The sequence below is a fragment of the uncultured Amphritea sp. genome (genome assembly GCF_937127095.1).
Lineage (GTDB): Bacteria > Pseudomonadota > Gammaproteobacteria > Pseudomonadales > Balneatricaceae > Amphritea.
Map to the genome: position 1 here is coordinate 78,504 of NZ_CAKZLP010000048.1, position 26,226 is coordinate 104,729.

25 protein-coding genes and 1 pseudogene are annotated in these 26,226 nt (G+C 50.2%); 4 read left to right on the top strand and 22 right to left on the bottom strand.

The window, feature by feature from the left end:
- Positions 1-9: 9 nt before the first annotated feature.
- Positions 10-393, bottom strand: coding sequence for a DUF6394 family protein (locus Q0499_RS10845; RefSeq protein ID WP_299199191.1), 384 nt, complete (start codon positions 391-393; stop codon positions 10-12).
- A gap of 316 nt (positions 394-709) precedes the next feature.
- On the opposite strand from Q0499_RS10845, the gene Q0499_RS10850 reads away from it, so the two are divergent.
- Positions 710-3,553 carry an insulinase family protein gene (locus Q0499_RS10850; RefSeq protein ID WP_299199193.1) on the top strand — a complete coding sequence of 948 codons (2,844 nt, stop codon included), beginning with the start codon at positions 710-712 and terminating at the stop codon, positions 3,551-3,553.
- Here the strand turns inward: Q0499_RS10850 and Q0499_RS10855 are convergent.
- Positions 3,532-4,032 carry a hypothetical protein gene (locus tag Q0499_RS10855; protein WP_299199195.1) on the bottom strand — a complete coding sequence of 167 codons (501 nt, stop codon included), beginning with the start codon at positions 4,030-4,032 and terminating at the stop codon, positions 3,532-3,534. The two genes, Q0499_RS10850 and Q0499_RS10855, sit on opposite strands and share 22 nt — an antisense overlap.
- Positions 4,032-5,492 carry an exodeoxyribonuclease I gene (gene sbcB / locus Q0499_RS10860; protein WP_299199196.1) on the bottom strand — a complete coding sequence of 487 codons (1,461 nt, stop codon included), beginning with the start codon at positions 5,490-5,492 and terminating at the stop codon, positions 4,032-4,034. The genes Q0499_RS10855 and sbcB overlap by 1 nt, the downstream gene beginning before the upstream one ends.
- Positions 5,493-5,658: 166 nt before the next feature.
- Between sbcB and Q0499_RS10865 the strand changes: the two genes are divergently transcribed.
- Both Q0499_RS10865 and Q0499_RS10870 read left to right on the top strand, forming a co-directional pair.
- On the top strand, positions 5,659-6,090 hold the full coding sequence (locus tag Q0499_RS10865; RefSeq protein ID WP_299199199.1) for a YchJ family protein: 432 nt from the start codon (positions 5,659-5,661) through the stop codon (positions 6,088-6,090).
- Between the two features lie 185 nt (positions 6,091-6,275).
- On the top strand, positions 6,276-8,942 hold the full coding sequence (locus tag Q0499_RS10870) for a DUF349 domain-containing protein (protein ID WP_299199201.1): 2,667 nt from the start codon (positions 6,276-6,278) through the stop codon (positions 8,940-8,942).
- Positions 8,943-9,045: 103 nt separating this feature from the next.
- On the opposite strand, the gene phbB is transcribed toward Q0499_RS10870, so the two are convergent.
- From phbB to Q0499_RS10940, 14 genes are all read right to left on the bottom strand, one after another.
- The gene (phbB, locus tag Q0499_RS10875; RefSeq protein WP_299199203.1) at positions 9,046-9,795 is read right to left on the bottom strand and encodes an acetoacetyl-CoA reductase; all 750 of its coding nucleotides are present in this window, start codon (positions 9,793-9,795) and stop codon (positions 9,046-9,048) included.
- Positions 9,796-10,003: 208 nt separating this feature from the next.
- A complete protein-coding gene (locus Q0499_RS10880) occupies positions 10,004-11,272 on the bottom strand; it encodes an MATE family efflux transporter (RefSeq protein WP_299199205.1) in 1,269 nt (422 codons plus the stop codon).
- Between the two features lie 196 nt (positions 11,273-11,468).
- On the bottom strand, positions 11,469-11,660 hold the full coding sequence (locus Q0499_RS10885) for a 2-hydroxymuconate tautomerase (RefSeq protein WP_299199207.1): 192 nt from the start codon (positions 11,658-11,660) through the stop codon (positions 11,469-11,471).
- A gap of 10 nt (positions 11,661-11,670) precedes the next feature.
- Positions 11,671-12,252, bottom strand: a complete 582-nt coding sequence (locus Q0499_RS10890) for an antibiotic biosynthesis monooxygenase (RefSeq protein ID WP_299199209.1) — start codon at positions 12,250-12,252, stop codon at positions 11,671-11,673.
- 98 nt (positions 12,253-12,350) lie between these two features.
- Positions 12,351-13,157, bottom strand: coding sequence for a 2-oxo-3-hexenedioate decarboxylase (dmpH, locus tag Q0499_RS10895; protein ID WP_299199212.1), 807 nt, complete (start codon positions 13,155-13,157; stop codon positions 12,351-12,353).
- Complete coding sequence (gene dmpG / locus Q0499_RS10900) at positions 13,157-14,185, bottom strand: 4-hydroxy-2-oxovalerate aldolase (RefSeq protein WP_299199214.1); 1,029 nt, start codon at positions 14,183-14,185, stop codon at positions 13,157-13,159. The genes dmpH and dmpG overlap by 1 nt, the downstream gene beginning before the upstream one ends.
- A gap of 15 nt (positions 14,186-14,200) precedes the next feature.
- A complete protein-coding gene (locus Q0499_RS10905) occupies positions 14,201-15,112 on the bottom strand; it encodes an acetaldehyde dehydrogenase (acetylating) (RefSeq protein ID WP_299199216.1) in 912 nt (303 codons plus the stop codon).
- A 76-nt stretch (positions 15,113-15,188) separates the two neighbouring features.
- Entirely contained in the window at positions 15,189-15,974 is a 786-nt protein-coding gene (gene dmpE / locus Q0499_RS10910) for a 2-oxopent-4-enoate hydratase (protein WP_299199219.1), read from the bottom strand.
- Between the two features lie 52 nt (positions 15,975-16,026).
- Positions 16,027-17,487, bottom strand: coding sequence for a 2-hydroxymuconic semialdehyde dehydrogenase (locus Q0499_RS10915; protein WP_299199221.1), 1,461 nt, complete (start codon positions 17,485-17,487; stop codon positions 16,027-16,029).
- Between the two features lie 210 nt (positions 17,488-17,697).
- Positions 17,698-18,621, bottom strand: a complete 924-nt coding sequence (locus Q0499_RS10920) for a catechol 2,3-dioxygenase (protein ID WP_299199223.1) — start codon at positions 18,619-18,621, stop codon at positions 17,698-17,700.
- Between the two features lie 31 nt (positions 18,622-18,652).
- A complete protein-coding gene (locus tag Q0499_RS10925; protein WP_299199225.1) occupies positions 18,653-18,997 on the bottom strand; it encodes a 2Fe-2S iron-sulfur cluster binding domain-containing protein in 345 nt (114 codons plus the stop codon).
- 216 nt (positions 18,998-19,213) lie between these two features.
- Positions 19,214-19,996, bottom strand: coding sequence for a class III extradiol ring-cleavage dioxygenase (locus tag Q0499_RS10930; RefSeq protein ID WP_299199227.1), 783 nt, complete (start codon positions 19,994-19,996; stop codon positions 19,214-19,216).
- 9 nt (positions 19,997-20,005) lie between these two features.
- Positions 20,006-20,959, bottom strand: a complete 954-nt coding sequence (locus Q0499_RS10935) for a glutathione S-transferase C-terminal domain-containing protein (RefSeq protein ID WP_299199229.1) — start codon at positions 20,957-20,959, stop codon at positions 20,006-20,008.
- Between the two features lie 91 nt (positions 20,960-21,050).
- Positions 21,051-21,461 carry a DoxX family protein gene (locus Q0499_RS10940; RefSeq protein ID WP_299199231.1) on the bottom strand — a complete coding sequence of 137 codons (411 nt, stop codon included), beginning with the start codon at positions 21,459-21,461 and terminating at the stop codon, positions 21,051-21,053.
- A gap of 135 nt (positions 21,462-21,596) precedes the next feature.
- Here Q0499_RS10940 and Q0499_RS10945 point away from each other — a divergent pair, with 135 nt between their 5' ends.
- Complete coding sequence (locus Q0499_RS10945; RefSeq protein ID WP_299199233.1) at positions 21,597-22,493, top strand: LysR family transcriptional regulator; 897 nt, start codon at positions 21,597-21,599, stop codon at positions 22,491-22,493.
- Between the two features lie 60 nt (positions 22,494-22,553).
- On the opposite strand, the gene Q0499_RS10950 is transcribed toward Q0499_RS10945, so the two are convergent.
- The 5 genes and pseudogenes from Q0499_RS10950 to Q0499_RS10970 form a co-directional block, all read right to left on the bottom strand.
- Positions 22,554-23,615 carry a phenol 2-monooxygenase domain-containing protein gene (locus Q0499_RS10950; RefSeq protein ID WP_299199235.1) on the bottom strand — a complete coding sequence of 354 codons (1,062 nt, stop codon included), beginning with the start codon at positions 23,613-23,615 and terminating at the stop codon, positions 22,554-22,556.
- An 84-nt stretch (positions 23,616-23,699) separates the two neighbouring features.
- Positions 23,700-24,062, bottom strand: coding sequence for a phenol hydroxylase subunit P4 (locus Q0499_RS10955; protein WP_299199237.1), 363 nt, complete (start codon positions 24,060-24,062; stop codon positions 23,700-23,702).
- Between the two features lie 75 nt (positions 24,063-24,137).
- Positions 24,138-25,640 carry an aromatic/alkene/methane monooxygenase hydroxylase/oxygenase subunit alpha gene (locus Q0499_RS10960; protein ID WP_299199239.1) on the bottom strand — a complete coding sequence of 501 codons (1,503 nt, stop codon included), beginning with the start codon at positions 25,638-25,640 and terminating at the stop codon, positions 24,138-24,140.
- Positions 25,641-25,651: 11 nt separating this feature from the next.
- Positions 25,652-25,921, bottom strand: a complete 270-nt coding sequence (locus Q0499_RS10965) for an MmoB/DmpM family protein (protein WP_299199241.1) — start codon at positions 25,919-25,921, stop codon at positions 25,652-25,654.
- 32 nt (positions 25,922-25,953) lie between these two features.
- Positions 25,954-26,226, bottom strand: a pseudogene (locus tag Q0499_RS10970) (phenol hydroxylase); the annotation flags it as partial.

Consider the following 26,226-nt stretch of genomic DNA (forward strand, 5'->3'; position numbering starts at 1 on the left):
GAAGCGCTCTTAGCGACGCACGACAATCGTCTCGACCATCAGCAATATCACCGAGACTATATTGGCCAGCAGAGCACCACCGGACATCGATATAACACTACTGAACATCTCGGGGGTTACACCGTTCGGTGATATCTGCGTTCCATAGCCCCATATCATTGCAGCAATAACCAGCTGCAGATCTGCCACCAGACTGGTTGCCATCATTAGCGCACCCAGGTGGGTCCGGTCGCCAAACTTGAGCACTGTACAGATCATGCTGACGACAACTGCGCCAAAGAACTCATACACATTATGGTGTGCAGGATCATCAATATCGCCAATGAAAAAACCAAAATTCATGGTTAGGGCAAGCACAATAAAAAAAGCGTAAATCACCTTTTCTCGATTCATAGAATCCATCTCAGAGGGTAAAAAATAGTTATAACTACAAAAGCTTACTGCAACTGATTGTAAAGCATCCGGCGATAATATAGAAACAATCGAACCTACGGAGAAACTCTCGGTCAAAGACCTGGATTGCTCTGAAAAAGCAAAAAAAACGTATGCAGAAGAGATAGCAGCTGCATTAATGTGTCAAGCGTTTAGCAGAATCCGATTATCCGTTACCCAACAGCATTTATCATGAGTGCAAGAGATTAGCTAACGGTAGATACAGCGTTAGATTTCATATTTTAAAAAGAGTTTTAACATCCTGAGGCCCGAGTGAATGCGCTACCCCCTGAATACCAAGACCCGCTTTCTGTCACTTTTTTTGCTACTTCTGTTCATCAGCAGCGGGCTTTCTGCCGCGGTTGAGAAAAGCCCGACAGACAATCGTGATTACCTTGCATTCACCCTCCCAAACCAGCTGAAAGTGCTTGTTATTTCAGATCCTACAGCAGATAAAGCCGCTGCCTCCATGGATATTAATGTGGGTTCAAATGCTAACCCCAAAGCGCGTTTAGGATTGGCCCACTTTCTTGAACACATGCTGTTTCTCGGAACCGAAAAGTACCCTGAAGCGGGTGCTTATCAGGAGTTCATCAGTAACAACGGTGGTAATCACAACGCCTTTACTGCGTTCGAAAACACTAACTACTTCTTCGATATCAAAGCGGATCAGCTGGAGCCAGCGCTGGATCGTTTTTCACGGTTCTTTATAGACCCGCTGTTTACCGAAAAGTATGTTGATCGCGAGCGCCATGCTGTCAACTCAGAATACCAGTCAAAACTGCGCGATGACGGTCGCCGGGGATATTCGGCGGGTAAACATGTGATAAATCCTGATCACAGTATGAGTCAGTTTGCGGTAGGCAACCTGGCAACACTGTCCAACAAGGATGGCAAACTAAGAGAAGATCTGATCGCCTTTTATAAACGCTATTATTCTGCCAACCTTATGTCTCTGGTCGTGCTGGGCAGAGAGCCACTGCCTGAGCTGAAACGCCTTGTAGAAGAAAAATTCTCAGCTGTAAAAAACCGTCAGTCGACTCCTTTTTTGACCGCAGTCCCACTATATAAAAATCTGCCAGTACAGCAAAACATAAAGACCCTGAAAGATCTGCAACAACTCACTCTGACCTTTCCAATTCAGTCTACCCGGGAATACTATCGGGAAAAACCGGCCCACTTTATTGCCTCAATGTTAGGGTATGAAGGCAAAGGCAGTCTGTTTTCGGTTTTGAAAGCAAAAGGCTGGGCTAACGGTCTCGCCGCCTACAAGGGCACTGACCTCCCCGATCAGTCCTCGATTGAGTTATCCATATCGCTGACCGATGAGGGGCTGAAACATTACGACCGGGTAATCGAAACAACTTTTGCGGCGATTCAGTTATTAAAACAGAAAGGGATCTCCGCAGCGCTGTATCAGGAAGAACAGAAGATCAGCGATATAAGCTTCCGTTTCAAAGAGCAGTCCGAGCCGATTCATGAAGTGGCGCGTCTGTCTCACAACCTTCAACTTTATCCTGCAGAATCAGTGGTCAACGCTGACTATCTGCTGGAAAAGTTCGAGCCACAACTGATTGAAAACATCCTCTCGCAGATGACACCTGAAAACCTGCTGGTTACCCTGCAGGCCAAAACAGTTGCAACCGACCAGCAAGATCCCTGGTTTAACGCTGAATACAGTATTACGCCGATTAGCAGCTCCCGTCTGGAACAATGGGCCCGCCCTGCCGCCGACGGGGATCTCAAAGTGCGTCAGCTTAACCCCTATGTTGCAGATCAACTTGAGATAAAACCTGCCGGCGATGAACAACAGCGGCCTGAACCTATTCTGCAACAGGGAGCCTATACTCTCTGGCATAAACAGGACCAATCCTTCAAATTGCCCAAAGCGGACTTCTTCTTCTCGGTTATCTCTGAACAGGCAAATCTGACCGCCGAAAATGCAGTCATGACAGCACTGTTCACAAAACTGGTGGCCGATCAGCTGAATGAGACACTCTACGACGCTTCTCTTGCAGGCCTTAGCACCCGTATCTATCCACATATGCGAGGTCTGAGTGTGCGCATTTCCGGTTATGATGATAAACAGCTAAGCCTGCTTAATCAGATTATCAGCAGCATGACAAAGGCTCAGTTCAGTGACAGCAGTTTCTCCAGAATTAAAGAGAAATATAGTCAGGAGCTGGAAAACAGTCGTCAAGATAAACCCTTTAATCAGACCATCGGTGAAGTTTACAACCTGTTACTGCAAAGCTGGAGTGATGATAAAAAACTCGCTGCGTTAGACGCAATCACGCTCGATAAGCTGCAAAACTTTATTCCACAAATGCTGGAGAAGATCGAAGTGCGGATGCTGGCCCACGGAAATCTGACCCGAGATGATGCATTAATGATGGCACAAACGGTCCAGTCAGGTCTGCCTTCACAACTACAAACTGCCAACAATAATGTCATGCCAGTGATCAGGTTACCCAAAGGAGCGGGACTGACCCAGACCCTGAATATAGATCACAATGACTCCGCGATCAGTGTCTACTTTCAGGGCGACAGCAGCAACACCATCAACCGGGCTGAATACGCTTTGCTGAGTGAGATCATCTCTGCACCATTTTATAGTAGCCTGCGCACCGAGCAGCAGCTGGGTTACGTGGTCTTCGCAACCTCACTATCGATGCGCAATGCACCGGGGCTTGCGTTTGTGGTTCAATCCCCGAATACCAATCCGATCGGACTAGAACAACAGATTGATATCTTCATCGACAAAATGAAGAGTTCACTGAATGAGATGGATGAGACAGAACTGGAAGCGTTCAAGAGTAGCGTCATTTCAAGAATCAATCAGAAAGAAAATCGCATGGGAGAGCTTACCGAACGTTACTGGCAGGAGATCGATCGCGGCGACCTTAACTTTGATAGCCGTGAGCAACTGACAGAGTCCATTAGAAACCTGACACTTGACGATCTGCGTCAAGGTTTTAATCTGTTGCCTCAGCGGCGCCTGACCGTTCGTTCCTTCGGCGAACAACACCGGTCAGGGGTTGATAAGAAAGAGCTGGAACGGATGAGTGATACTGAGATTGCCAGACTGAAAAAAGCGGATCAATTTGTCCCTGAGGTCTGAATCTGTCGATCGATAACCCTGCGCGAGCGGGGTTTATTCTCGGCAGGCTTCGGTGCCTGAATCTCAACTCCTTCACACTTATCTAGCGTGTTGTCCAGGGTACACTCAATCTCCAGCTGATCCCGGGCGATCTGGGCAAAGACTTTATCTTCCCCTTGTAGTGGCGGCGCTTTTTTCTCTGCGCTTACGACCTGTTCTACCGGTTCAGGGTCACTGTAAGGCACGACTGTCGGCGGCGGCAATTGCCTTTCAGGAATAATATAGGGCTCAATCACTGGCATCGGCTCGCTATCAACAAAGCCACGGCGTTTATTGTCATAAATCGTTTCCGGGTCAACCGGAGAGTCAATATAGCCGTCAGGTTTCACCACTCTATAGGAGATCGGATTGACCAGATCTTCTTTTCTGTCAGCCATAACAGAAAGACTGACAGCCAGCGCTATCAGTCCTAAAGTCATCGTGCTAACAGACATTCTCATTAATAAACCTCATCCATTGGATAGATCGCTTCAGCATAGAGAGCCAGCTCTTCAAGAATCCCCTTATGAGACGCGGTAAGATCCGGCTGCTGATATAACTCGTTTAACTTACTAAACAGTTCTGTCATCGTCAGATGGCCGCTGTTGTCCGGCCCCAGCAGACGTCGGTGGCGAAACTCTTCCCACTGCCCCCGCTCCTCCTCATTCAGACTGAACGGATAGTTCCTCGCCCGATAGCGCAGAAACATCTCCTCCAGACGGCCATCCTGAAACGCCAGATCAAGACCTCCCAGCTCCTCTGGCGGAGTTGCTCTGATCAGCTCCATACTCTTCTTATCGGCATCACCGAAAAAACCGCCACTATAAAGCATGTGATCAGGGTCAAAATCATCTTCAAAACCTGAATCCGCAAATACGTCAGCAAGTTTACGCTTAAGGTCAGGGTTGTTACGCAACATTGCCAGATGGGTGCGGCAAATGTCACCGGATATGTTAAGACGCTCAGCTTCCACCGCGGTTAGCATACCTGCAGGGGCGATCACTGGTGATTTATTAATATGGATCTGCTTCAACGGCATGCGCTGCTCGCCCTCAGCCAGATCTTCAGACCGGGTATAGATCAACCGGCGCACCTCATCCGCGGGCAGCTCCAGCAGCGCTGTGGGATCACAGCGCAGATCAAATGCAATCACCGCGTTTTTATTGACCGGGTGAATCGCCAGGGGTGCAACTACCGCCGCATTGCCCCACTCTGACGGATACATAGAGGAGATATGCAAAACGGGTTTCATCGTCATTACATCCAGCATTCCCTGAATCGTGCGTTTATCACGGTTATTCAGGGCATACTGATACAGTTTTGGCTGGCGCTCTTTAACCAGCTTCGCCATAGCAATAGTGGCATAGACATCAGCGAGTGCATCATGGGCATTCCCGTGGTCGATCCCATTGGCTTTGGTCAGATCTTCCAGACGCATGCTCGGCCGACCATCTTCATACACCGGCCATTCAATACCCTCAGGCCGCAGCGCCCGGGTAAGCCGCAGCATATCGATGATATCCCAGCGTGAACAACCATTTTGATACTCCCGGCCATAAGGATCATAAAAGTTCCGATACAGACTATAACGGGTAATCTCATCATCAAAACGGATACTGTTGTAACCCACACCACAGGTGCCGGGTCTGGCGAGCTGCTCATGCACCAGCGCGATAAACTCAGCCTCACAATAGCCCTCATTCAGTGCCTTCTGCGGCGTAATACCGGTAATCAGACAGGCTTCAGGGTGCGGCAGGAGATCTTCAGCAGGCTTGCAATAAAACATCACCGGCTCTTCAATGATATTCAGTTCACTATCGGTTCTGATACCGGCAAACTGCAATGGCCTGTCACGTTTGGTATCCGCACCGGAGGTTTCGTAGTCATGCCAGAAAAAAGTAGAGTTCGAGGATGCAGCCATTCTATTCGCCTTAAAACCATTAGCCCTGTAAATCATTAAGCTTATAAACCATTAACCGTAAAAACCAATGAGATCTGTAGGGTTATGCTTTTGATCAATATGCTTAATTTCTCAGCCCCCTATAATAGCCTATCAATATCTGAATTCTATCTAAGTCGGGGTCCTTATGCTTCATGATCACAAAGATACCACGCTTACCTGCCCTTGTGGCTCAAATAAGCCATTTTCATTCTGCTGTGAACCGGCTATCGAAGGACATAAACCAGCCCCCACTGCCGAAGCGCTGATGCGCTCACGCTACACCGCATTTGTGTTGGGAGCGATTGATTATCTTATCGAGACCACTGCGAAAGAACACCGTAATCCGGATGATGCCGCACTGATTGCAGAACAGATAAAAGTCACCACCTGGACCGGCCTGAAGATTCTCAGTACAGAGGCGGGTCTCGCGGATGATGAGGAAGGCGTCGTAGAGTTTATCGCCCGCTTTGAAACCGATGAACAAATTTCAGACCTGCACGAGCGTTCTTCCTTCCGCAAAGACGATAACCATTGGGTTTATGTCGACGGTGACGTAGAGGTTCTGCCAAAAGCATAAATAAATTTTCCATCGATAAATCACTGTAAAGCCCGGCAGACAGGCCAACGGCATCATTTGTCTTCCATAGGTGACTCTTTTCTTTTCTGTCAAGGCTTTTCCTGCCATACCAAAGGCCGGTAGAATAACCCCACTTGGCCATAAGTTACCGTTGTATATATAGTGGCCCTTGCAGGATCGATGTAATGTTTGCGAAGTTATTCAAACCCCGTTGGAAACACAATAAAGCCACCGTGCGAATCCGCGCAGTTCACCGGCTCAGCCCCGGCAAAACCGAGCATCTTGAAGTTCTCGCCCGGCTTGCCCGTCAGGACCAGAGCGTAGAGGTCCGCCTCGCGGCAGTTGAAAAAATTGCAGCGCCGGAGCTATTGTCAGATATTCTGACCCATGACCTTGATCCGGATATCCGTCGCAGCGCGGCCAAACGAATCTGTCAAATCATACTTGATCCAACCTATACCAATAGCCAGCAAAGCGAATATCTCACCTATCTGCATGATGAAAATATGCTCGCGCATATTGCACTCAACAGCACTAACGCTGAGATTCAGCAAAAATCGATACAACGCATCACAGATCAACACTGTCTTAGCTCGATTGCGGTAAACGCTAACAGTACCCAACTGCGTCAGGCAGCCGCCGAAAAGCTGCACTTACCTGAGTTACTGGAGCAGACAGGTAAAGCGATTAAAGGCCGGGATAAAACGGTCTTCAGAATTATTCGCACCAAACAGCAGCAACTGCAGGAAAAGGCCCGGCAACAGGAACAGATTCTGCTGCGCAAAGAGGAACTGCTCTGCAGTCTTGAGCAGCTGAGCAGGACTGATCACTTCCCTCTATACGGCGCTAAGCTCGAAGCGCTGAGCCAACAGTGGAGCGCTCTCGAAGAGATAAATGATACTGTTTTGGATGACCGCTATCACAGCCTGGTTAACTGCTGTCAACAAACGCTGTCTGTGGAACAATTAAGATGTGATCAGATTGAGGAAAAACAGCAACAGGCTCACGTCGAGGAGCAACAACATTTAGCTCTGCTGCATACACTCGAAGAAACCCTGCATCGCTGCGCTACGCTGATCGCCGGTGAACACTTTTGCAAAGCAGACCTGGATGCAGAACAAGCGTGCTGGAATAACAATTCACAGCCACTGGAAAATAGTACAGAAAGTGACATTAACGCCTCGTTAAAACCGTTATTAAAGCGCTTTAATCGCTATCAACAGGCTGGCCGTCAATGGTTAGAACTTAACCATAAAGCTACAACTCTAGTGGATATCGAGTTACTTCAGGAAGCAACCCAATCTACGCTACAGCACCACCTGAAGCAGATCGACCAGTTTAGCGAACAACTCAACTGGCCCGCAGAGATCAAAAACCCGTCCCTGTATCAGTCCGTTCTGCAACAGCGTGAAACCATCATTAGCCGACTCAATCAGCTTAAACGCGAGCAACAGCATTGCAGTAATGATCTGTCCGAACTGTTTGATCAGCTTGAACAACAGATAGAGGCCGGCCAGGTCAAACTCGCCTGTCAGCTGGAGCAGCAGGCAGAGTCCCAGTTAAACGAGATGAATGGGAGCACGCCTAAACATCTTCAGCAGCGTCATAAAGTCTTACTGGCGAGACTGGCTGAGTTACAAAACTGGCAGGGGTTTGCTCTTGCTGCCAAGAAAGAGGAACTGTGTGAGGCGATGGAAGCACTGACGGGCAGTGACAGTGAGATCCCCGCTCTGGCAAAACGGATCAATGCCCTGCAACTGCAGTGGAAAGAGCTCGACAGCGATGATCCGCATCACTCACATAAAACCTGGCAGCGTTTCAAAACCGCATCAGATCGAGCCTATGAGCCTTGTGAACGATACTTCCGCGAACAAAAACAGCAACGTACCGATAACTTAAAGAAACGTATCAACCTGGTGGCAGAGCTAAACGGCTTTCTTGAACAAGTCGACTGGCAGCAACCGGACTGGGCTCTCGCAGAGCAGATCAGCCGCACTGCAAAACGGGAATGGAAAGAGTATGCCCCGGTAGACCGCACCCCGGGTCGCCAGGTACAAACCGACTTTAACGCCCTGCTGAAACAGCTGGATAGCAAAATATCTGCCCATCGCGAACAGGTTGCAAACGACAAGCGGGCACTTCTGCAACAGGCACTGGCACTGGCTGACGGCGAAAACTCACCGACGACCGCCAGTGAGATCAAAGAGCTGCAGCGACGCTGGAAAGAGGCTGGCAATACCTTCCACGGTATCGAGCGGGAGTTGTGGCCAGAATTTCGTAAGGCCTGCAATCAGGTATTTGAAAACCTGAATCGTAATAAACAGGCAGTAAAGCAGCAATCCGCGGCTATTGAGCAACAACAGTCCAGCACTGAAAGCAAAGCCTCTGAAGCACTATTACGTCGCATCAGCCTCTGTGACCAGCTTGAAGGTCTGATTGATGACGGCACTCTGGATCAGCTGGCGCTGGATGAAATTCAGTCGGTCTGGGAGCAGTGTGATCCGGCCGATGAGTACTTTGATCCGCTGATAAACTCACGATTTGAACTACTGCTGGAGCTAATCTCAGGAAGAATAGAGATTGAGGATCTGCTGGCTCAGACAGAAAAAGGACTGCGACAACTCTGCATCCGACTGGAGATACTGCTGGGGCAGGACTCTCCTGAACAGGATCAGACTCTACGGATGGAATACCAGATGGACCGTTTACAGAAAGCGCTGGAGCAGCGTCAGACATCCACCAGTAGCAGCGACCTTAAACTGCTGGAACTGGAGTGGCAATGCCAACCGTTCACCCTGCAACATGAGGCGTTGCAGATACGCTTCTACAGCAATCTGCAGCAGGTAAGTTAACCTGTTGTCGGTTTACCCCCCTATACCAAAAAATACATATACCAAAAAATACAAAAACAAAAAAACCCGCAAATGCGGGTTTTTTTACACGCTGTCATCCAGCTTAAGACATATGCTGACCACCATTGATGGAGAAGTCAGAACCGGTCACGTAACCACAGTCATCACTGGCCAGGTAGGAAACCGCTTTACCAATCTCTGAAGGCTCACCAAGACGACCGACTGGCACCTGACGAATAATCTTTTCCAGAACCTCTTGAGGAATCTTAGCAACCATCGGAGTCATTACATAACCCGGTGAAACGGTGTTAACCGTCACGCCTTTCGCCGCAACTTCCTGTGCCAGAGCCTTAGTAAAGCCGTGAATACCCGCTTTAGCAGCAGAGTAGTTACACTGACCAAACTGACCTTTCTGAGCATTAACAGAAGAGATGTTGATAACCCGTCCCCAACCTTTGTCCAGCATCGGATTGATTACCAGACGGGTCATATGGAACATTGAGTCAAGGTTTGCAGACAACACTTCGTTCCACTGCTCCCAGCTCATCTTGCGGAACGTACCATCACGGGTGATACCCGCATTGTTGACCAGAATGTCTACGCTACCGCCAGCAACCTCTTCTACCGTCTTAATACAGGCAGCACATGATTCTTCATTGGTAACATCACCGTAGGCTACCAGAATATCGTACCCATCCGCTTTCTGCTCTTCCTGCCAGGCTTTTGCTTTTTCGTGATTACCACCCGAATTATAACCCGCTACAACCTTCAGACCTGCGTCGGCTAATGCTCGACAGATAGCCGTACCAATACCACCAGTACCACCTGTTACCAGAGCAATTTTTTGTGTCATGCTCGCGTCCCCTTTGCTTCTTGAGATTTGTTGTTTTGAATTGTAGTTATTATTTAGTAATTTTTTAATTATTAAGCAGATGATATATGCAATAAACGGAAGTAGTAATATGACTTTCGTTTAGTCAGTCTTACACCGATCGAAAGACTATATACAAACTGTTACAACGTTAAGACAAGATACAACTTATTTCTGTGTTGTCAAAGGTTTAAAGGCGCTTCAAATGCTGCTGCATCCACCTGAACGACATTGCTGCAGTGCACATATTTGCCAGCACAAATGCACTAAACATCCCCTCTAAGCCAGCGATATAATTACCACAATAACCTAAAGGAACATAAAGGATAAACAGGCGAAAAATGCTGATTTTCATCGCTCTCATCGGTTGATGCAGCGCATTAAAACTGGAAGCAGTAAGAAAGGTTACTGCCTGAAAACCAAACCCCAGAGGTACGATCAGCACCCATAAACTGATCAGGTTAACAACCCTCTCCTGATCACTGAAAAGTGCACCGATCCCCCCGGCAAAGAAGAATAAAAGAATATAAATCAATGCCTGCCAAAGCAAAGCAAACTTTATAGCACTCAGATAGGCACCCCGTACCCGTGCTATCTGACGACGACCAAAGTTCTGGCTTATAAAAGGGGGCAAGGTCATAGAGAGCGCAAGATTTGCCAACAAAGAGAGCGACTCAAGCCGGCTTCCGACGCCAAAAGCGGCCACTGCTTCAGGGCCATGACCTGCAACGACGGCCGTCATAATTGCTGCCGCTATCGGAGTCATCATATTGGAAAGCGCGGCAGGAAAGCCGATTTTCATCACCATTAGCCAATGCTGCAACGCAACAGAGAAAGATACAATTTTGAGTACCAACAGGCCCTTTCTCAAATATAAATTAAGCAGCGCTGCAACCGCAGCGATCCCCCAGGCAATCACACTGGCAATTGCGGCCCCCTGAATACCCATCGCAGGTATCGGACCCCAACCGAAAATAAGTAGCGGATCGAGCAGCAGATTCATAATAGAGGAGAACCCCATCAGCAATGCTGGCGTCCGGGTATCGCCACTGGCACGCAAAGAGCTGTTTGAAACCATGATCAGCACATAGAAAATCGATCCAAAAAACCACACCGACATATAACTATGTATATAGGGCATCAACTGGTCCCCTGCGCCCAGTAGCCGAAACAGTGGATCGATAATCATCACAGCAAGTGACGCGATACAGACCATCAACAGGGTTGTCAGTAACAGGTTATCCGTGGTCAACTGCCTTGCACCATCACTATCCCCAGAGCCAATCAACCTGGCAATGGTGGCTGAGGTTCCGATGCTCAGTCCGATAGACAAACTGATAACAGTAAAAGATACCGGAAAGGTAAATCCCAGCGCAGCCAGCTGCTCAGTACCCAGTTGACTGACAAAATAGCTATCCGCCACGTTAAACAGCATCAGACTAACAATGCCAAGCATCATCGGCAGGGTCATCTTTATCAGAGTCGGTCGAATTTCACTATTAAGGAGATCAGGCTTCACGATTTAACGGGGCTCAAAGTTTTCAAAGAGGGTGGTCATGATAGCATCGCTTCCGCGCTTTATTGCCCTTCCTGCCGAAGATAAACCGCTAAGCATAAAAAAACCTCCAGCAGGAGGTTTTATATAAAACGTCGGGCTACTTACCCAGCTTCTTAGCCGACTGTCCACCAATACCGAAGTGCTGCTTGGGCATTTCGTAAATCAATACCCGCACGCTTTCTTTCGGCGCATCTAATGTTCGGGCAATGGCTTCACTGACTTCATCTATCATCAACTCTTTCATTTCGTCAGAGCGACCTTCCATCATACTGATTGTTACGATTGGCATTAGTACATCCTCACTTAAATAACCAGCTATGCAACAGGCGAGTCACCCGGGGCATAACCAGATAGGTCATTAACAGCACCTGCAGAATAACGATGACAGCGCTTTTCAGCCACAGGTTAGCGTCAACCAGCACTGGGGCAAGTATCAGATTCAGCATGATGACCAATACATAAACAACCGTTATCAGCACCAGCGCCATCTTATGGGGCGATGGGTGCTTATTGACGGGTAATTCTGGCAGATCAAACCAAAACTCCAACCCGGTTCCGCGTTGAACCTCCGCTTCACCCTCAATCAAAGGCTCAAGTTTATCCAGCCACTCTTTGCGCAGTTCAGAGCTCTCCCAGGTTTGACAGTTTTCATAGGTGTCAAAGCGGTAGATCAGTACATAGCGATTGCCTGTCGCAGCGCTTGGACGCAGAACATTACTTCCCTGATGGCCCGGGTATTCAGATGCCGCATCAATGACACCTGAGATCCAGGCTTCATATTCTGCTTCCCGACCGGGTTTCGCTTTTCGGGAAATACTAACGGTAACCGGTCCTTCCTGACCCGGTTCTGTCAGTTGCTTCTGAATACAGCTATCTGCCATGGTAAACCTCTTAACTCGTGACTCTCAACTATCAGCGCTAAACATAAAGCAGCCCCAGTGATGGGGCTGTAATACTACCAAACCAGCCGGGTATCCGTTTACACGAATTTACCACTAATGGTGCCCAGATCCTGATAGCGAACGCTGAAACTATCGCCTTTATTCACCTGTACCGCCGCTGTGATCGCGCCGATCATGATGAAGGTGCCCGCCGGAATCTCTTCGCCGCGCTCGCCCAGCATATTCGCCAGCATCGCCACGGAAGACGCCGGATGACCCAGCACCGCAGCACCCGCGCCGGTCTGTACCACTTCACCATTGATCTCCATCACCACCCCCAGAGTCTTCAGATCAAGATCCGCCGGAGGTGCCATACGGCCTCCGGTGATAAAACGACTGGATGAGGAGTTATCCGCAATCACCGATTTCAGATCGAACTTAAAATCTTTGTAACGGGAGTCGATCACTTCCACCGCAGGCATGACAAAATCGGTCGCCCGCAGGACATCACCGATATGGATGCCCGGCCCTTTCAGCGGGGCTTTAGTGACAAACGCCAATTCTGCTTCGATCTTCGGATGGATCAGTTCATCATGCTTAATCTCGCCACCGTCCGGGATGGAAAAGTAATCCGCGAGGAAGCCGTAGCAGGGATGTTCAACCCCCATCTGCGCCATCTTCGCCCAGGAGGTGAGGCCCATCTTCATGCCAACAATCTTAGTGCCCCGTTCCTCTTTACGACGACGGATCTCCCACTGAATATCGAAGGCATCCTTGTAGGTCATCTCCGGGAAGTCATCGGTGATCTTGGTGACTTCGTACGCTTCCAGTTCAGCGTTTTCCAGATGGATCGCCAGCTCTTCGATCTGTGATTGTGTTAGCTTATTTTCCTGAACGTCAGCCATCAGATTAACCCCTTTTCTTTCGCCATGGTCAGTGCCAGGTCTTCTATCATATCTTCCTGTCCGCCGACGGTGCCGCGACGGCCCAGCTCGACTAACAGGTCACGTGCCTGAATGCCGTACTTCGCTTCTGCCCGTTTGGCAAACAGCAGGAACGAGGAGTACACCCCGGCAAAGCCCAGTGTCAGCGCATCACGGTCGACCCGGATCGGCTGATCCATCATCGGTACCACAAGATCTTCCGCCACATCCATAATCTTATACAGATCGATACCATGATCCGCTTCCATCCTTACCAGGGTGGCGACCAGTACTTCAAGTGGTGTATTCCCGGCACCGGCACCTAAGCCCGCCACCGAACCATCGATACGGATCGCACCGGCATCAATCGCGGCCAGGGAGTTAGCCACCGCCATGCCCATGTTGTGGTGACCGTGGAAACCCACTTCGATAGAGGAATCCAGTTCTGCCCGCAACAGACCAATTTTTTCGGTCACTTCATCCGGCAACATATAACCGGCAGAGTCGGTGCAGTAGATGCAGTTAGCGCCGTAGGAGACCATCAGCCGCGCCTGCTCGAGAATCTTTTCCGGGCTGGCCATATGCGCCATCATCAGGAAGCCCACGGTATCCATCTCCAGCTTCGCAGCCAGGCCGATATGCTGTTCGGTGACATCGGCTTCGGTACAGTGACTGGCGACCCGGATGGTGTTCACGCCCAGATCTTTCGCCATCCGCAGGTGATCGACCGTGCCGATCCCAGGCAACAGCAGCGCGGACACCTTGGCGTTTTTCAGTTTCGGAATCACCGCGCCGAGATACTCTTCATCGCTGTGGGCCGGAAAACCATAGTTCACCGAGGTGCCCCCCAGTCCATCACCGTGGGTCACTTCGATCAACGGCATACCGGCATCATCGAGGGCCGTCGCCACATTAACCATCTGCTCCAGGGAGATCTGGTGACGTTTAGCGTGCATACCGTCCCGCAGACTCATGTCGTGGAGGATTACTTTTTTACCTTTCAGATTCATCGCTCTTTTCTCCACTTAGCCGCGTGCTGGCAGGGTAATATTGCCGTTGTTGGCTTCTTCCGCAAACATCTCGGCGGTGCGCAAACCGGCTGCGGTCATGATGTCCAGGTTGCCAGCATACTTTGGCAGATAATCCCCCAGACCTTCGACTTCCATAAACATCGAGACACGGTTGCCATCAAATACCGGACCATTCACCAGATGATAACCGGGTACATATTTCTGCACCTCTTTCACCATTGCATGCACGGAGGCAATAATGGCGGCCTGATCCGGCTCGCCTTCGGTCAGGCAGTGCACAGTGTCACGCATCATCAACGGGGGTTCAGCCGGGTTGATAATGATGATCGCTTTACCCTTTTTAGCCCCGCCAACTTTCTCGACGGCACCGGCAGTGGTGCGGGTAAACTCATCGATATTTTTACGGGTGCCGGGACCGGCAGATTTAGACGACACCGTGGCGATAATCTCGCCATACTCAACTGGCTGTACGCTGGATACAGCGGCGACCATCGGGATCGTTGCCTGGCCACCACAGGTGACCATATTGACGTTCATCTCCAAGTTTTGTGCATGGGCCCGCAGGTTCACCGGCGGTACACAGAAGGGGCCGATCGCCGCAGGTGTCAGGTCGATCATGATCACGCCCAGTTCGTTCAGCTTGCGGCTGTTCTCCGCATGTACATACGCAGAGGTGGCATCAAAAGCGATACGAATATCATCTTCGATCACGTGCGGCAGCAGGCCATCAACGCCTTCGGCGGTAGTTTTAATGCCCATCTCACGGGCCCGTTTCAGACCATCGGATTCGGGGTCGATACCCACCATCCACACCGGTTCGATCCACTCGGACCGTTGCATCTTCATCAGCAAATCGGTACCGATATTGCCCGGCCCGATTATGACTGCTTTTAGTTTTTTACTCATAAAATCTCACCCAATAAGCTTTTAAGATAAAGCTCGTAATCAAAAGCGCTTAATAGAAAACGGTTAACACCAGCGGTTATACAAAGCGCACGGAAGCAGAACCGATACCACCGATACTGACGCTCATAAAGTCCCCAGCCTGCACCGGTTCAAGCGGTACTAAGGAACCGGACAAAATAACCTCACCCGCTTTAAGCGGAATACCGAACGCACCCAGCGTATTCGCCAGCCAGGTGACACAGTTCACCGGGCTGCCCAACGCCGCTGCGCCTGCGCCGGTAGAGATAATCTGGCCGTTCTTCTCGACCACCATGCCGCAGGTTGTGAGATCTACTTTGCGTGGATCGACCGTTTTATCCCCGAGAATAAACAAGCCACAGGACGCATTATCCGCCACGGTATCCTGAATCTTGATCTGCCAGTTTTCGATACGGGAGTCGACCACTTCAAAACAGGGGATAACACAATCGGTCGCTGCCAACACATCGGCGTTGGTGATGCCCGGCCCCAGCAGGTCTTTCTTCAGAATGAAGGCGATCTCCCCTTCCGCTTTTGGCTGGATCAACTTTTCACTGATCGGCATCTCCTGACCTTCAGAATAGGCCATTGAATCGGTCAGAAAACCAAAATCTGGCTGGTGTACGTTGAGCATGTTCTGCACAGCTTTTGAAGTGACACCGATCTTTTTACCAATAATCCGTTCACCCGCAGCAACGCGGCGCTCGATCATACGTAGTGAGATGTTATAAGCATCTTCAATGGTGATGTCGTTAAAGCGTTCAGTAAAAGGACGCAGCGTATGACGCTGTACCATCGCCTCATACAGTTCATCGCCACACTGTAATATCTGTTCTTTATTCATATCTATTCTCTATATCTCTTTCACAAAGCTCTTTGTTTAAGAGCCCTGGCTGTTAAAGCTTGATGCAGACATTTTTCAGTTCGGTATAAAACTCCAGGCCATGTACCCCGCCCTCGCGGCCGATACCTGACTCTTTCGCACCCCCGAAGGCGGTCCGCAGATCCCGCAGGAACCAACTGTTAACCCAGCAGATCCCCACCTCCATCGCTTCCGCCACGCGGGATGCCCGGGCAGAGTTTTCGGTCCAGATCGCTGCGGACAGTCCATACTTGGTATCGTTAGCCAGTTCGATCACTTCCTCTTCGGTATCGAAGGGACGAATATGACAACAGGGGCCGAACACCTCTTCCCGCACAACGCGAGCATCATCGGCTAAGCCGGTCCAGATGGTCGGTTCAACCCAGGCACCGGCATTCAGCTCTGCTCCCATCTCAGGTACACCACCACCGATCACCACGGTAGCACCCTCCTCGACCGCCAGACGGTAGTAGGACAAAACTTTTTCTTTATGCTCCTGGCTAACCAGTGGGCCAAAATCCACCTCCGGATCTTCCGGCACACCCAGTTTGAGTTTCTCAACACCCTCTTTGAGGCGCTGAACAAACTCTTCAAAAATTGGCCGTTCAACATAGACTCGTTCAGTGCCCAGACAGACCTGGCCACAGTTCACAAACGCCGAACGCATAGTACCTTCGATCGCTTTGTCCATATCGCAGTCAGCAAACACGATACCGGGGTTCTTACCGCCACACTCCAGAGAGATGTTGCGCAAGCCAACGGACGCGGCACGCATGATGATCTCGCCGGTGCGGGTTTCACCGGTAAAGGTGATCGCATTAACATCGGGATGCTCGGTCAGATAAGCACCAGCCGAATCGGGGCCAAAACCGTGAACAACGTTATACACACCTTTGGGTACACCACACTCGTTCATCACTTCGCCCAATAGGGTTGCGGTAGCCGGAGTTTCCTCTGAAGGCTTAACCACCACGGTATTACCGCAGGCCAGCGCCGGACCCACTTTCCAGGTCATCAGCAGCAGTGGCAGGTTCCAGGGGCTGATCACGGCGATCACCCCTTTAGGGGTACGGTGGCCGTAGTTCAGTGCACCACGGCCATCCGGGGTATCCAGTTTAAAGGCTTCCGTCGGATGGTTCGCCAGAGTTTCAGAGAACGCTTTAAAGTTGGCCGCGCCCCGGGGAATATCGATATGGGAGGCGATCTTGTGAGGCTTACCGGTGTCTTTACACTCGGCATCGAGAAATTCATCGAAGCGTTCATTGATGCGGTTGGCGACCTTATCCAGCAGAGCAATTCGCTGCGCCTGAGTCATCGTCCCCCAGGGGCCTTTCATCGCCGCCTTGGCGGCTTTTACCGCAGCATCTACTTCAGGCTGACCCGCTTCATGAACCAGCCCCAGCAGACTGTTATCTACCGGATTGCGGTTTTCAAATGTTTTACCGCTGACGGTGGTGACAAATTCACCATTTATAAAGTTCTTAAATTCGTGCATTAGAGTACTCGCTAATCTCGGGGTAAATCTGTCAGGCCGTTGCAGCTTTCAATCACCACAGCCAATAGAACTATACTTATGTGACAAGAGAGCAACCCTGCCACAATGGGCCGTTTCGTCATATGTCACAGAACGAAACGGCCTGTTTATAATTATCCTGTCTGACCGCTCAGGTCAGAGCTCGTCAGTCGAGCTCTTTCAATCAAGCTCTTAAGTCAGAACAGTCAGGAAGCGTTCATTCAGAACGCGGTCATGGTAGAAAATAGCCTTGCCAAGATCTTCCGCTTTCCAGGTTACCGGCTCATGATCCGGATAGTGATAATCACCACCACAGAATACTTCGGATCGGTTACCCGATGGATCAAAGAAGTAGATCGTCTTACCATGGGTCAGGCCGTGACGGGTTGGACCGATATCCAGCGAGACATCTTCCATTGAGATCAGATCGGCAGCACGCAGTACATCTTCCCAGCTATCCAGGAAGAACGATACGTGATGCAATTTGCCTGGCTCGGGACATTCAATAAAGGCAACATCATGGGCTTTCATACTGACGGTCAGGAACTGCGCAATACAGGTTCCCTCAGGATCCAGCACCTGCTCGGCCAGCTCAAAACCGAGTACATTCTGGAACAGATCAAGAGTACCCGCGATATTAGGACCATACAGCAAACAGTGGTCAAAACGGGTCGCTTTCATCCCTTTCAAACCACGTGGCCAGGCTTCAGGATTTACTGCTGACAAGCCCCATTTGCCGGTCTGCTCTTTCTCAGCAAAGATTTCAAACATATGGCCCGTTGGTGAGTCAAAACGTACCCGGCGACCGCAGCCATTCAGCTCTCCGGCAGGAATCTCTTCAACATTACAGCCATACGCGACCAGCTCACCCTGAAGTTTTTCCAACGTCTGGTTATCCAGCACTTTATAACCAACAAAATCCAGACCTGGCTCGTCTGCTTCGCGCAGTACAACCGAGAACTTATCAACTTCAGTCCAGCCTTTCAGGTAAGCCCGGCCCTGGCTATCACGCTCAACTTCAATCAGGCCCAGCAGATCCCGGTAATGTTTCAGGGCTTCTTCAACATCCAAAACCCGAATCTGTATATGACCGGGACGCATTACACCTTTTCTCATCTCGTTTTCCTCTGCACTTTGCTTTTATTGTTCAACCAGCCGCCATCCTGGCGCCCGCTTTTTGATAGGAAGACTCAGGAGCCTGGTAATGATCTGATTCGATTTCCAGATCTGTTCGGGGAAACACCCGACAGGCGAGCACAAAACCCTGTTGCATTTCCGCTTCGGAAATATGGGCTTTGCTCATCCGTTTGCATTCATAATCCCCTTGAAGGATACGAATTTTGCAAACACCGCAACCACCACCGCGACATCCCACGCTGATTGCATCGGTACTCATTCGCTCCATTGCAACCAACAACACCTGATCTTCTGCACATTTAAAACTTTGATCACGGTTAACAACCCTGATCAAATGTGTCTCCCGATCCGGCATAGGAATCTCCACTGACGTTCATTCGATTTGTGACGCATAGATATTAGAGCAACCTCTGTGCCAGCCTGTAAAAGAATCAACAGGTTCAGCCCCAACCTACTGTTTTAAAATATGTTTCATGTTCAGAGTAGACCAAAAATCAAAAAAAAGCCCTGCTCACAAGCAAGGCTTTTTAATCATATAATCAATCATTTCAGAACTGAGTTAATGATTTCATCAGTTCCATCCATACGACTCCATCGACAGCGCCTGATATAAGATCGAGCTTTGCAAGACAGACAGTTGATCTGAGTCATGGCTGGCCCCCATCGCTATCAGAAGTGGCAGATAGTGTTCCGCACTGGGGTGCGCAGTCGCAAAATCATCAGACTCAATATGAGGCTGACTCAGCGCTGAGATATTTCGCGCAACAACCTGCTCTCTGGCCCAGTTTTGAAACCGCACAACATAGTCCAAAGGTTCAGCACGCTCTTCGCCCATATGGTAGAGGTTATGGGTCAGGCTACCGGAAGCGATGATTGCTACGCCCTCGTCTCTGAGCTGACCTAACTGCGCACCTAATTTCACCAGAGAATCCGGCGTTGAACCTGCATCAAGGGAAAGCTGCAATACAGGGATGCGATGATCTGGCAGCATGTGCAATAGCGGCACCCAGACTCCATGATCCAGCCCTCTCTCTTCATCCAACTCAACAGCTAAACCACTATCCTGCAAAACTGACTGAATATGGCAGGCCAGCTCAGGATCTCCGGCAACCGGATATTGCAGCTGATAAAGCGCCTTTTCAAAGCCTCCAAAATCATGAATCGTTTCAGGCCTTGAAGAGGCCGTCAGCCGCATTCCACGGGTGATCCAGTGGGGAGATATCACCAACAACGCTTTGACATTACTGAACAGTGCGCTGTATTCCACTAACCGCGCAGCAGCTGCGCCAGGCGACAGAGCCCACCTAGGCGAGCCGTGTCCGATAAACATAACTGGAGCTGATATTTCAGACATGACAATCTCCTAATCCAGATATTTAAACCAGTCTAATTCGGGTCCCTCGGGTACTATACCCATCGGGTTCAGGGCTTTAATAGAGTAATAACCCGCTTTTATATGATCAATATTGGTGTTTTTACTGAATGCAGGGATCTTTAATAGCCGATCCATATAGGCTGAAAGGTTTGTGTAGTCAGTGATCCGGGCTTTATTGGTTTTGAACAAACCATAATAAGCCACATCAAAACGAGCCAGCGTGACAAACAGACGGATATCACTTTCCGTCAGCTGATCTCCCACCGCATAGACCTGTGTCTCGAAATGTTTTTCCAACCACGCCAAAGCAGCAAACAGATCGTTGTAAGCTTCTTGGTAAGCTGCCTGCGATGAGGCAAAACCGGCACGATAGACACCATTATTCAAAGTATCGTAGATTTGCTCATTAAACCTGTCTATCTCTTGCAACAGAGCCTCAGGCGCCAGATCGATCTCTGAGTTGTGTATTGGCCGCAGATCATTGTTAAAAATCCGGAGAATCTCTGCCGATTCGTTGTTAATAATAGTGCGCTCTTCAGCATCCCATAAAACGGGCACCGTGGCGCGACCGGTGTAACCGGCATCCGCCTGTGTATAAAGCTCATGAATATAGGTGATCGATTCCCGCAGGCTATGGGTGCCACCGGGATAATCACTGAACATCCAGCCGTCGTCACTCAGTTTCGGGTCAACAATACTCACGGGAATATACTCTTCCAACCCCAGCAAAGACCGGGCAATCAACGTACGGGTTGCCCAGGGACAGATGTAAGCGACATAGAGCCTCACCCCAAGAGAATCCGAGTCTCCATGCTTTACTGCTGAGATACGGTCTGGGCTGATGATGTCGCGAAAGGCACTGCTCTGACGGATAAATCGCCCCTGCTCATCTTTTTTCTGCACCGGGTCCCACTTACTTTGCCACACCCCATTAACCAGCATATCAATCTCCAAAAATTTGTCAGGATATAGGGGCCCGGTAGTTGAATCTCCATTGAATACCGAAACCCTTATTCAAAATCAGCAATCTGATTTAAGCAGCTACCGGCTGCGCTGCTCTGGATTTAAGTGCATAGACGCCATCACCCAGCAGAAACTGAACAATAGAAGCGGCAATCAGGAAGACGGGGTATTCCCAACCACCACCCTGATTACCAAAACTCCAGCCATTGGCGCCGTGAACCAGAACAACAGCTCCCAAAAGAACGGGGATCAGTGCAACCGCGACGAAGCGCGCATACACTCCGAGAATAAGTGCTATCCCCCCTGAGATCTCAATCCCCATTGTTAACGGCCCCAGAAAACCTGGCAGGCCAAGTGAGCTGAAAAAGCCTGCCGTGCCTTCCGGTGTAAATACTATGAGTTTCAATAAGCCGTGGGCCAGATACATAACTCCCAGAGAAATACGAAGCAGTGTTGCAGCAAAAGCGGGGGAAGTGTTCATTGAGTTATCCTCATCAATTGATTCGTTGTCGATGCGGATATTTTGACCCATCAAAGAATATAAACAATAATCCATTTAATATACACATAGTTAAATATTATTTAACAATCAACCGACCAATAAGGCTTTCCTCTTATGGATAAACTCAACCTGATGTCTTCTTTTGTTGCTGTTGCCGAGGAGGGCAGCTTCACAGCAGCAGCAAACCGACTGGGCAAGACAAAAGCGTTAGTAAGCACCCATATTTCACAGTTAGAAGCTTTACTGAAAGTCAGGTTGATTATCCGCTCGACACGCAGTATGCAGATCACCAGCGAAGGTCAGAGCTACTATGAACAGGCGAAAAAGATACTCGACGACATTGTCAATTTAGAAGCTCAATTACTGAATGAAAGCCAAAGCCTGGTAGGGCGATTACGTATATCAGCACCCACGACATTTGGTGAACTGGTGTTGATGCCGTTTATCGCAGAGCTGACATCCGCTAACCCTGATCTGAAAGTCGAACTGCAACTGAATGATCGCTTTGTAGACCTGATCAGCGAAGGGTTTGATGTCGCTTTGAGAATTGGCAAACTGGCTGATTCATCACTGATCGCAAGGCCCGCAGGCTTCACCCGGATGATCCTCTGCGCATCGCCTGCATTTATAGAACACTATGGGCGGCCAGATTCTATCTGGCAATTAGAAAACCTGCCCTGCGTATTTGATAGCAACTATCGACAGGCAGGAAGCTGGAGCTTTATACGTGACCAGTTAAAAACTGACGTAAAACCGCGAATTATAGCCCGGGTGAACAGCGCTCTGGCGGCAGCGCATATGGCCCGCACAGGCAGAGTGATCGCTTTTTGTCCGGAGTTTGCGGTTCATTCAATGTTAAAAAAAGGGGAGCTCGTCACACTTATGCCGCAAATGTGTAATACGCAGATACCGGTCAATGTGATCTACCCCCATCGTCAACACCTGTCCAGCAAAGTCACGACTTTTACGCGACACTTTATTGAGTACTGGAACAGGCAAACCGCAGCATAGCGCTGCGGTTTTGTCTGTCTCAAAGCTATCGGTATGTATGTCGGTTAATGATCAGAACAATCAGATCCGTTTGAACAACGCCGACCGGTTCTGCTCTTCCGCGCCATCGGCGGCGGTGACAAAGCGTTCCATATGAATATCCCGCTCAAACAGCCGCCCCTGCATCAGGGTGGTGATCGCCGCGTCGATCATCGGCGGTGGGCCACAGAGATAAGCCTTATTACCATCAAACCGACCGTTGAAGTGTGCTTGTGCCGCTTCATGGACAAAGCCGGTAAAGCCCTGCCAGTCATCCTCCGGTTCCGGTGCATTCAGCGCGGGCACGTAGGTGAAGTTAGCAAACTCCCGGTCGAGGTTTTCAAACAGCGCCCGGTTATACAGTTCAGCCACATTACGTGCCCCCTGCAACAGGGTGATCGGACGGCTATCGCCCGCTTCCAGCAGGTCCAGAATCATCGATTGCGGGCTGGAAAGTCCCGAACCACCGGCGATAAAGATCGCCCCCTGCGGGTCCGATTTACGCACAAAAAACTGACCGTATGGCCCGCTGATATCCAGGGTATCACCCACCTCTAGCTGCTGATGCAGGTAGGTAGTACCCGCACCACCCGGCACTAAACGCACATGCAGTTCCAGCGTAGAGGCCTCAGAGGGTTTATTGGCGACGGAGAACGCTCGACTGCCCTCCACACCGGGTAACTTCAAGTTGATATACTGCCCGGCCTGAAACGCCATCGGCCTGTCCAGTGCAAAAACGATCCCTTTAATCGTCGGTGACAGGTCGTTGATCTCAGTGACCGTGCCGATAAAGTCTTCCACCGGATAGCCGGCAAAATCATCATCCACATCGATATCCGCTTCGATCACCATATCCGATTCCGGCGTGCAGCAGCAGGCCAGCACTTTGCCCTCCTCCCGCTCCATATCCATCAGCGCGAAGGGAGAGGCATTACCCAGATCGCTTTCACCTTCCAGCACCTGCACTTTGCAGGTGGCACAGGTGCCATGACCACAGGCAAATGGCAGCCAGACCCCCTGACGCAGGGCAGCATCCAGAATCGTCTGCCCCTCTTCAACCTCGATCACATCGCCGGTTGGTTCTACTGTAATTTGATAACTCATACTTTCACCCTGCAACAGACCGGTCTCTCACTCAGACTATCTATCAGAGACCGATCCGCCTCACTCAGCTAAGGCACTGCGACATTAAACGCCGGCACCCTGATACCCCGTTAACTCAGGCGTTTTAAAGCGGATCAATGATTTATGACCCACCCCCTGATCCGCCAGACTGACATCCGCTTGCGGCTTGAACGGTTCGCCATCCAGCAGCCACTCAGCGCTGTCCCAGTTGATCTGCTTAAACTCAGGGTGCTGACCAAAGGCTTCCGGCATGATGTTTTCGATCAGCGCCGCAAACGGCATGGAAGGGGGCAACGGAAACGCTTTAGCCGCGCAGAACATGCGGTGCTCATCCCATCCGAGATAAACAATCTGATTACCGTGGAAGTTCTCCACCCGGTCCATCCGCTCGCCCTGGTAACCCGGATTCAGTGCATATACAGGCATTTTTATATCCTCTTGTTATTCTTATCAGGGTGCCGCTGTCGCCACACCCATTGACATTGATCGTGTAATACAGATTCAGGCGACGCCTTTCCACTTATTCCAGCGCACCTCATCCGGCGAGCCTTTGATATCCATATTGTCGACCCCCACATTCATGCGGTAGTAATCACTAAGGACCTCACCCACGCCTGGCCCCCCGCAGTTACCCTGGAATATCTGATGTACCGGCAACCAGGACTGTACATATTTTTCCGGCTCCTCCTTGAAAATGTCACAGCAGCCATCTGAGCAGAAGTGATAACGCTCGCCCTGATACAGGTAGTCACGCATGGAGTTCTGATTCGGATTATCCATCTCGGTAAACAGCATCGGGATCTGACAGGTCTGACACAACTGCGGCAGGCCTGAGGTGTAAAAGCGTTCGCCCTTAGCTTCCTGCTCTTTAGCCAGTTCCCACATCGGACGATAGTACTTATCGAAGGTGTCCGGGTATTGCGCCGACAACCAGTCCAGCTCCTCATCACTTGGAATCCAGGTATGGAAACCCGCGGCATGACCATGGGTATAGAAGGTCCACCAGGCCTGATGGGAGATATGCTCTTTCTCTTTCTCGATGGTTTCGGCGTATTTCGGCATGCGAATACCATAACGGGCCAGATCTTTAAACAGCGCACCACCGGCCTCTTCGAAATAGACCTCCCAGGCCTCTTTCCAGGACATCACTTTATTCGGCAGCATGTAATCCATCATCATCGCCACAATGGTCAGCAGGCGGGTGCCACGCCAGAACCACTTATCGATCCACTTCTGCACAATCGGCACGTTGTCTTCATGCTGTTCCAGCAGGAATTTGATCACCTCCAGCCCCAGGGTCATGTGGCGGGCTTCGTCAGACTGCGCGGAGAAGCCAAAGGTCACCGTGGCCATATCACCGTTATGCGCGGCTCCCGACATAAAGGGCACAAACAGCAGGTTAGTCAGCACATACTCGAAGGAGAAACCGATGGCGATCATAAACTCGAACGGGCCGGCACTGCGTGCATCACAGAAGAACGAACGGGGTACCGACAGATACCAGACCCGGTCATGCATGTGACTGAATTCCTGGAAGCCATCGAAGAACTTGTTGTAGTGGCTCATCGCATGGATCTGGGTCTGCACATGGCGCAACTCATCCAGCGACTGCATCTGACACGCCACCCGGGCACCGACGCCACTAAACTGACGGCCTACATGAGCAAACCCCTGATAGGCCTGATATTCCAGCGGAGAGACTCCGGTGAGAAACAGCTTCACCGCATTCACGTAACGAGAATCCGTCACATTCAGGTGGCCATTGTTCTGTGAAAAGGCATCGAAGATGGCATAGAGTTTTTTCTCTTTCTCTGCCTGATATTTCCAATAGGAGTCCATGGTCAGACGAAACGGGTCTTCCCACTTGCTCCAGTCGGTAATCTTAATGCCTTCAAACTCTTCATAGGGAAATGCCTGTTTAGGATCTTCGTAGGAAAATTCCCAGTCCAGATCACGGGTGAGCAGGCGATACTTATCTTTTATATTTAATTTTTTAGCAGCCATGATATTTCCCCTTACTGTTTCCACTCAAGGACGAACTGGTCGTCATCTTCATCCACGTTACCGCCGAGGGTAATCAGGTTGATGTGCAGTTCCTGCACATCCCACTCCCGGCCCATCTTCTCTTCCACGACCGCCCGCTCGATCACCAGACGGTTTTCCCGCTCGATGCGGATCATGGCAGGCTGATGGATAACCGTGGCATCCGGATTACTCTCTTCAATGGCTTCGACGATATAGCGGGACTCATCATTGTCCTGCAGGGCGATATAGACTTTTGACATGGTTGTTAACCTTATTGTTGTTATTCGCGGTGTTATTTCAGCAGTCCGGCTTTTGCCAGACGTTTACCCCAGGCATCTTCGGCTATCGCCAGGGCATCTGAGCCGATCATCTGCTCGGCCAGCGGTGCAAGGGCGTCCACAGCTTTAGCTTTCCAGTTTTCAACCCACTTCGTCAGCAGCTGTTTGTTCGCAGCAGATTCATCCGCCGCGATTTTGACCACCGCATCAACCCAGCGATTGGTGTCTCTGTTCCAGTTCTGAATGAATTCGGTGAGCATGCTGAAGTCCTGACCGCCGTTATCCGC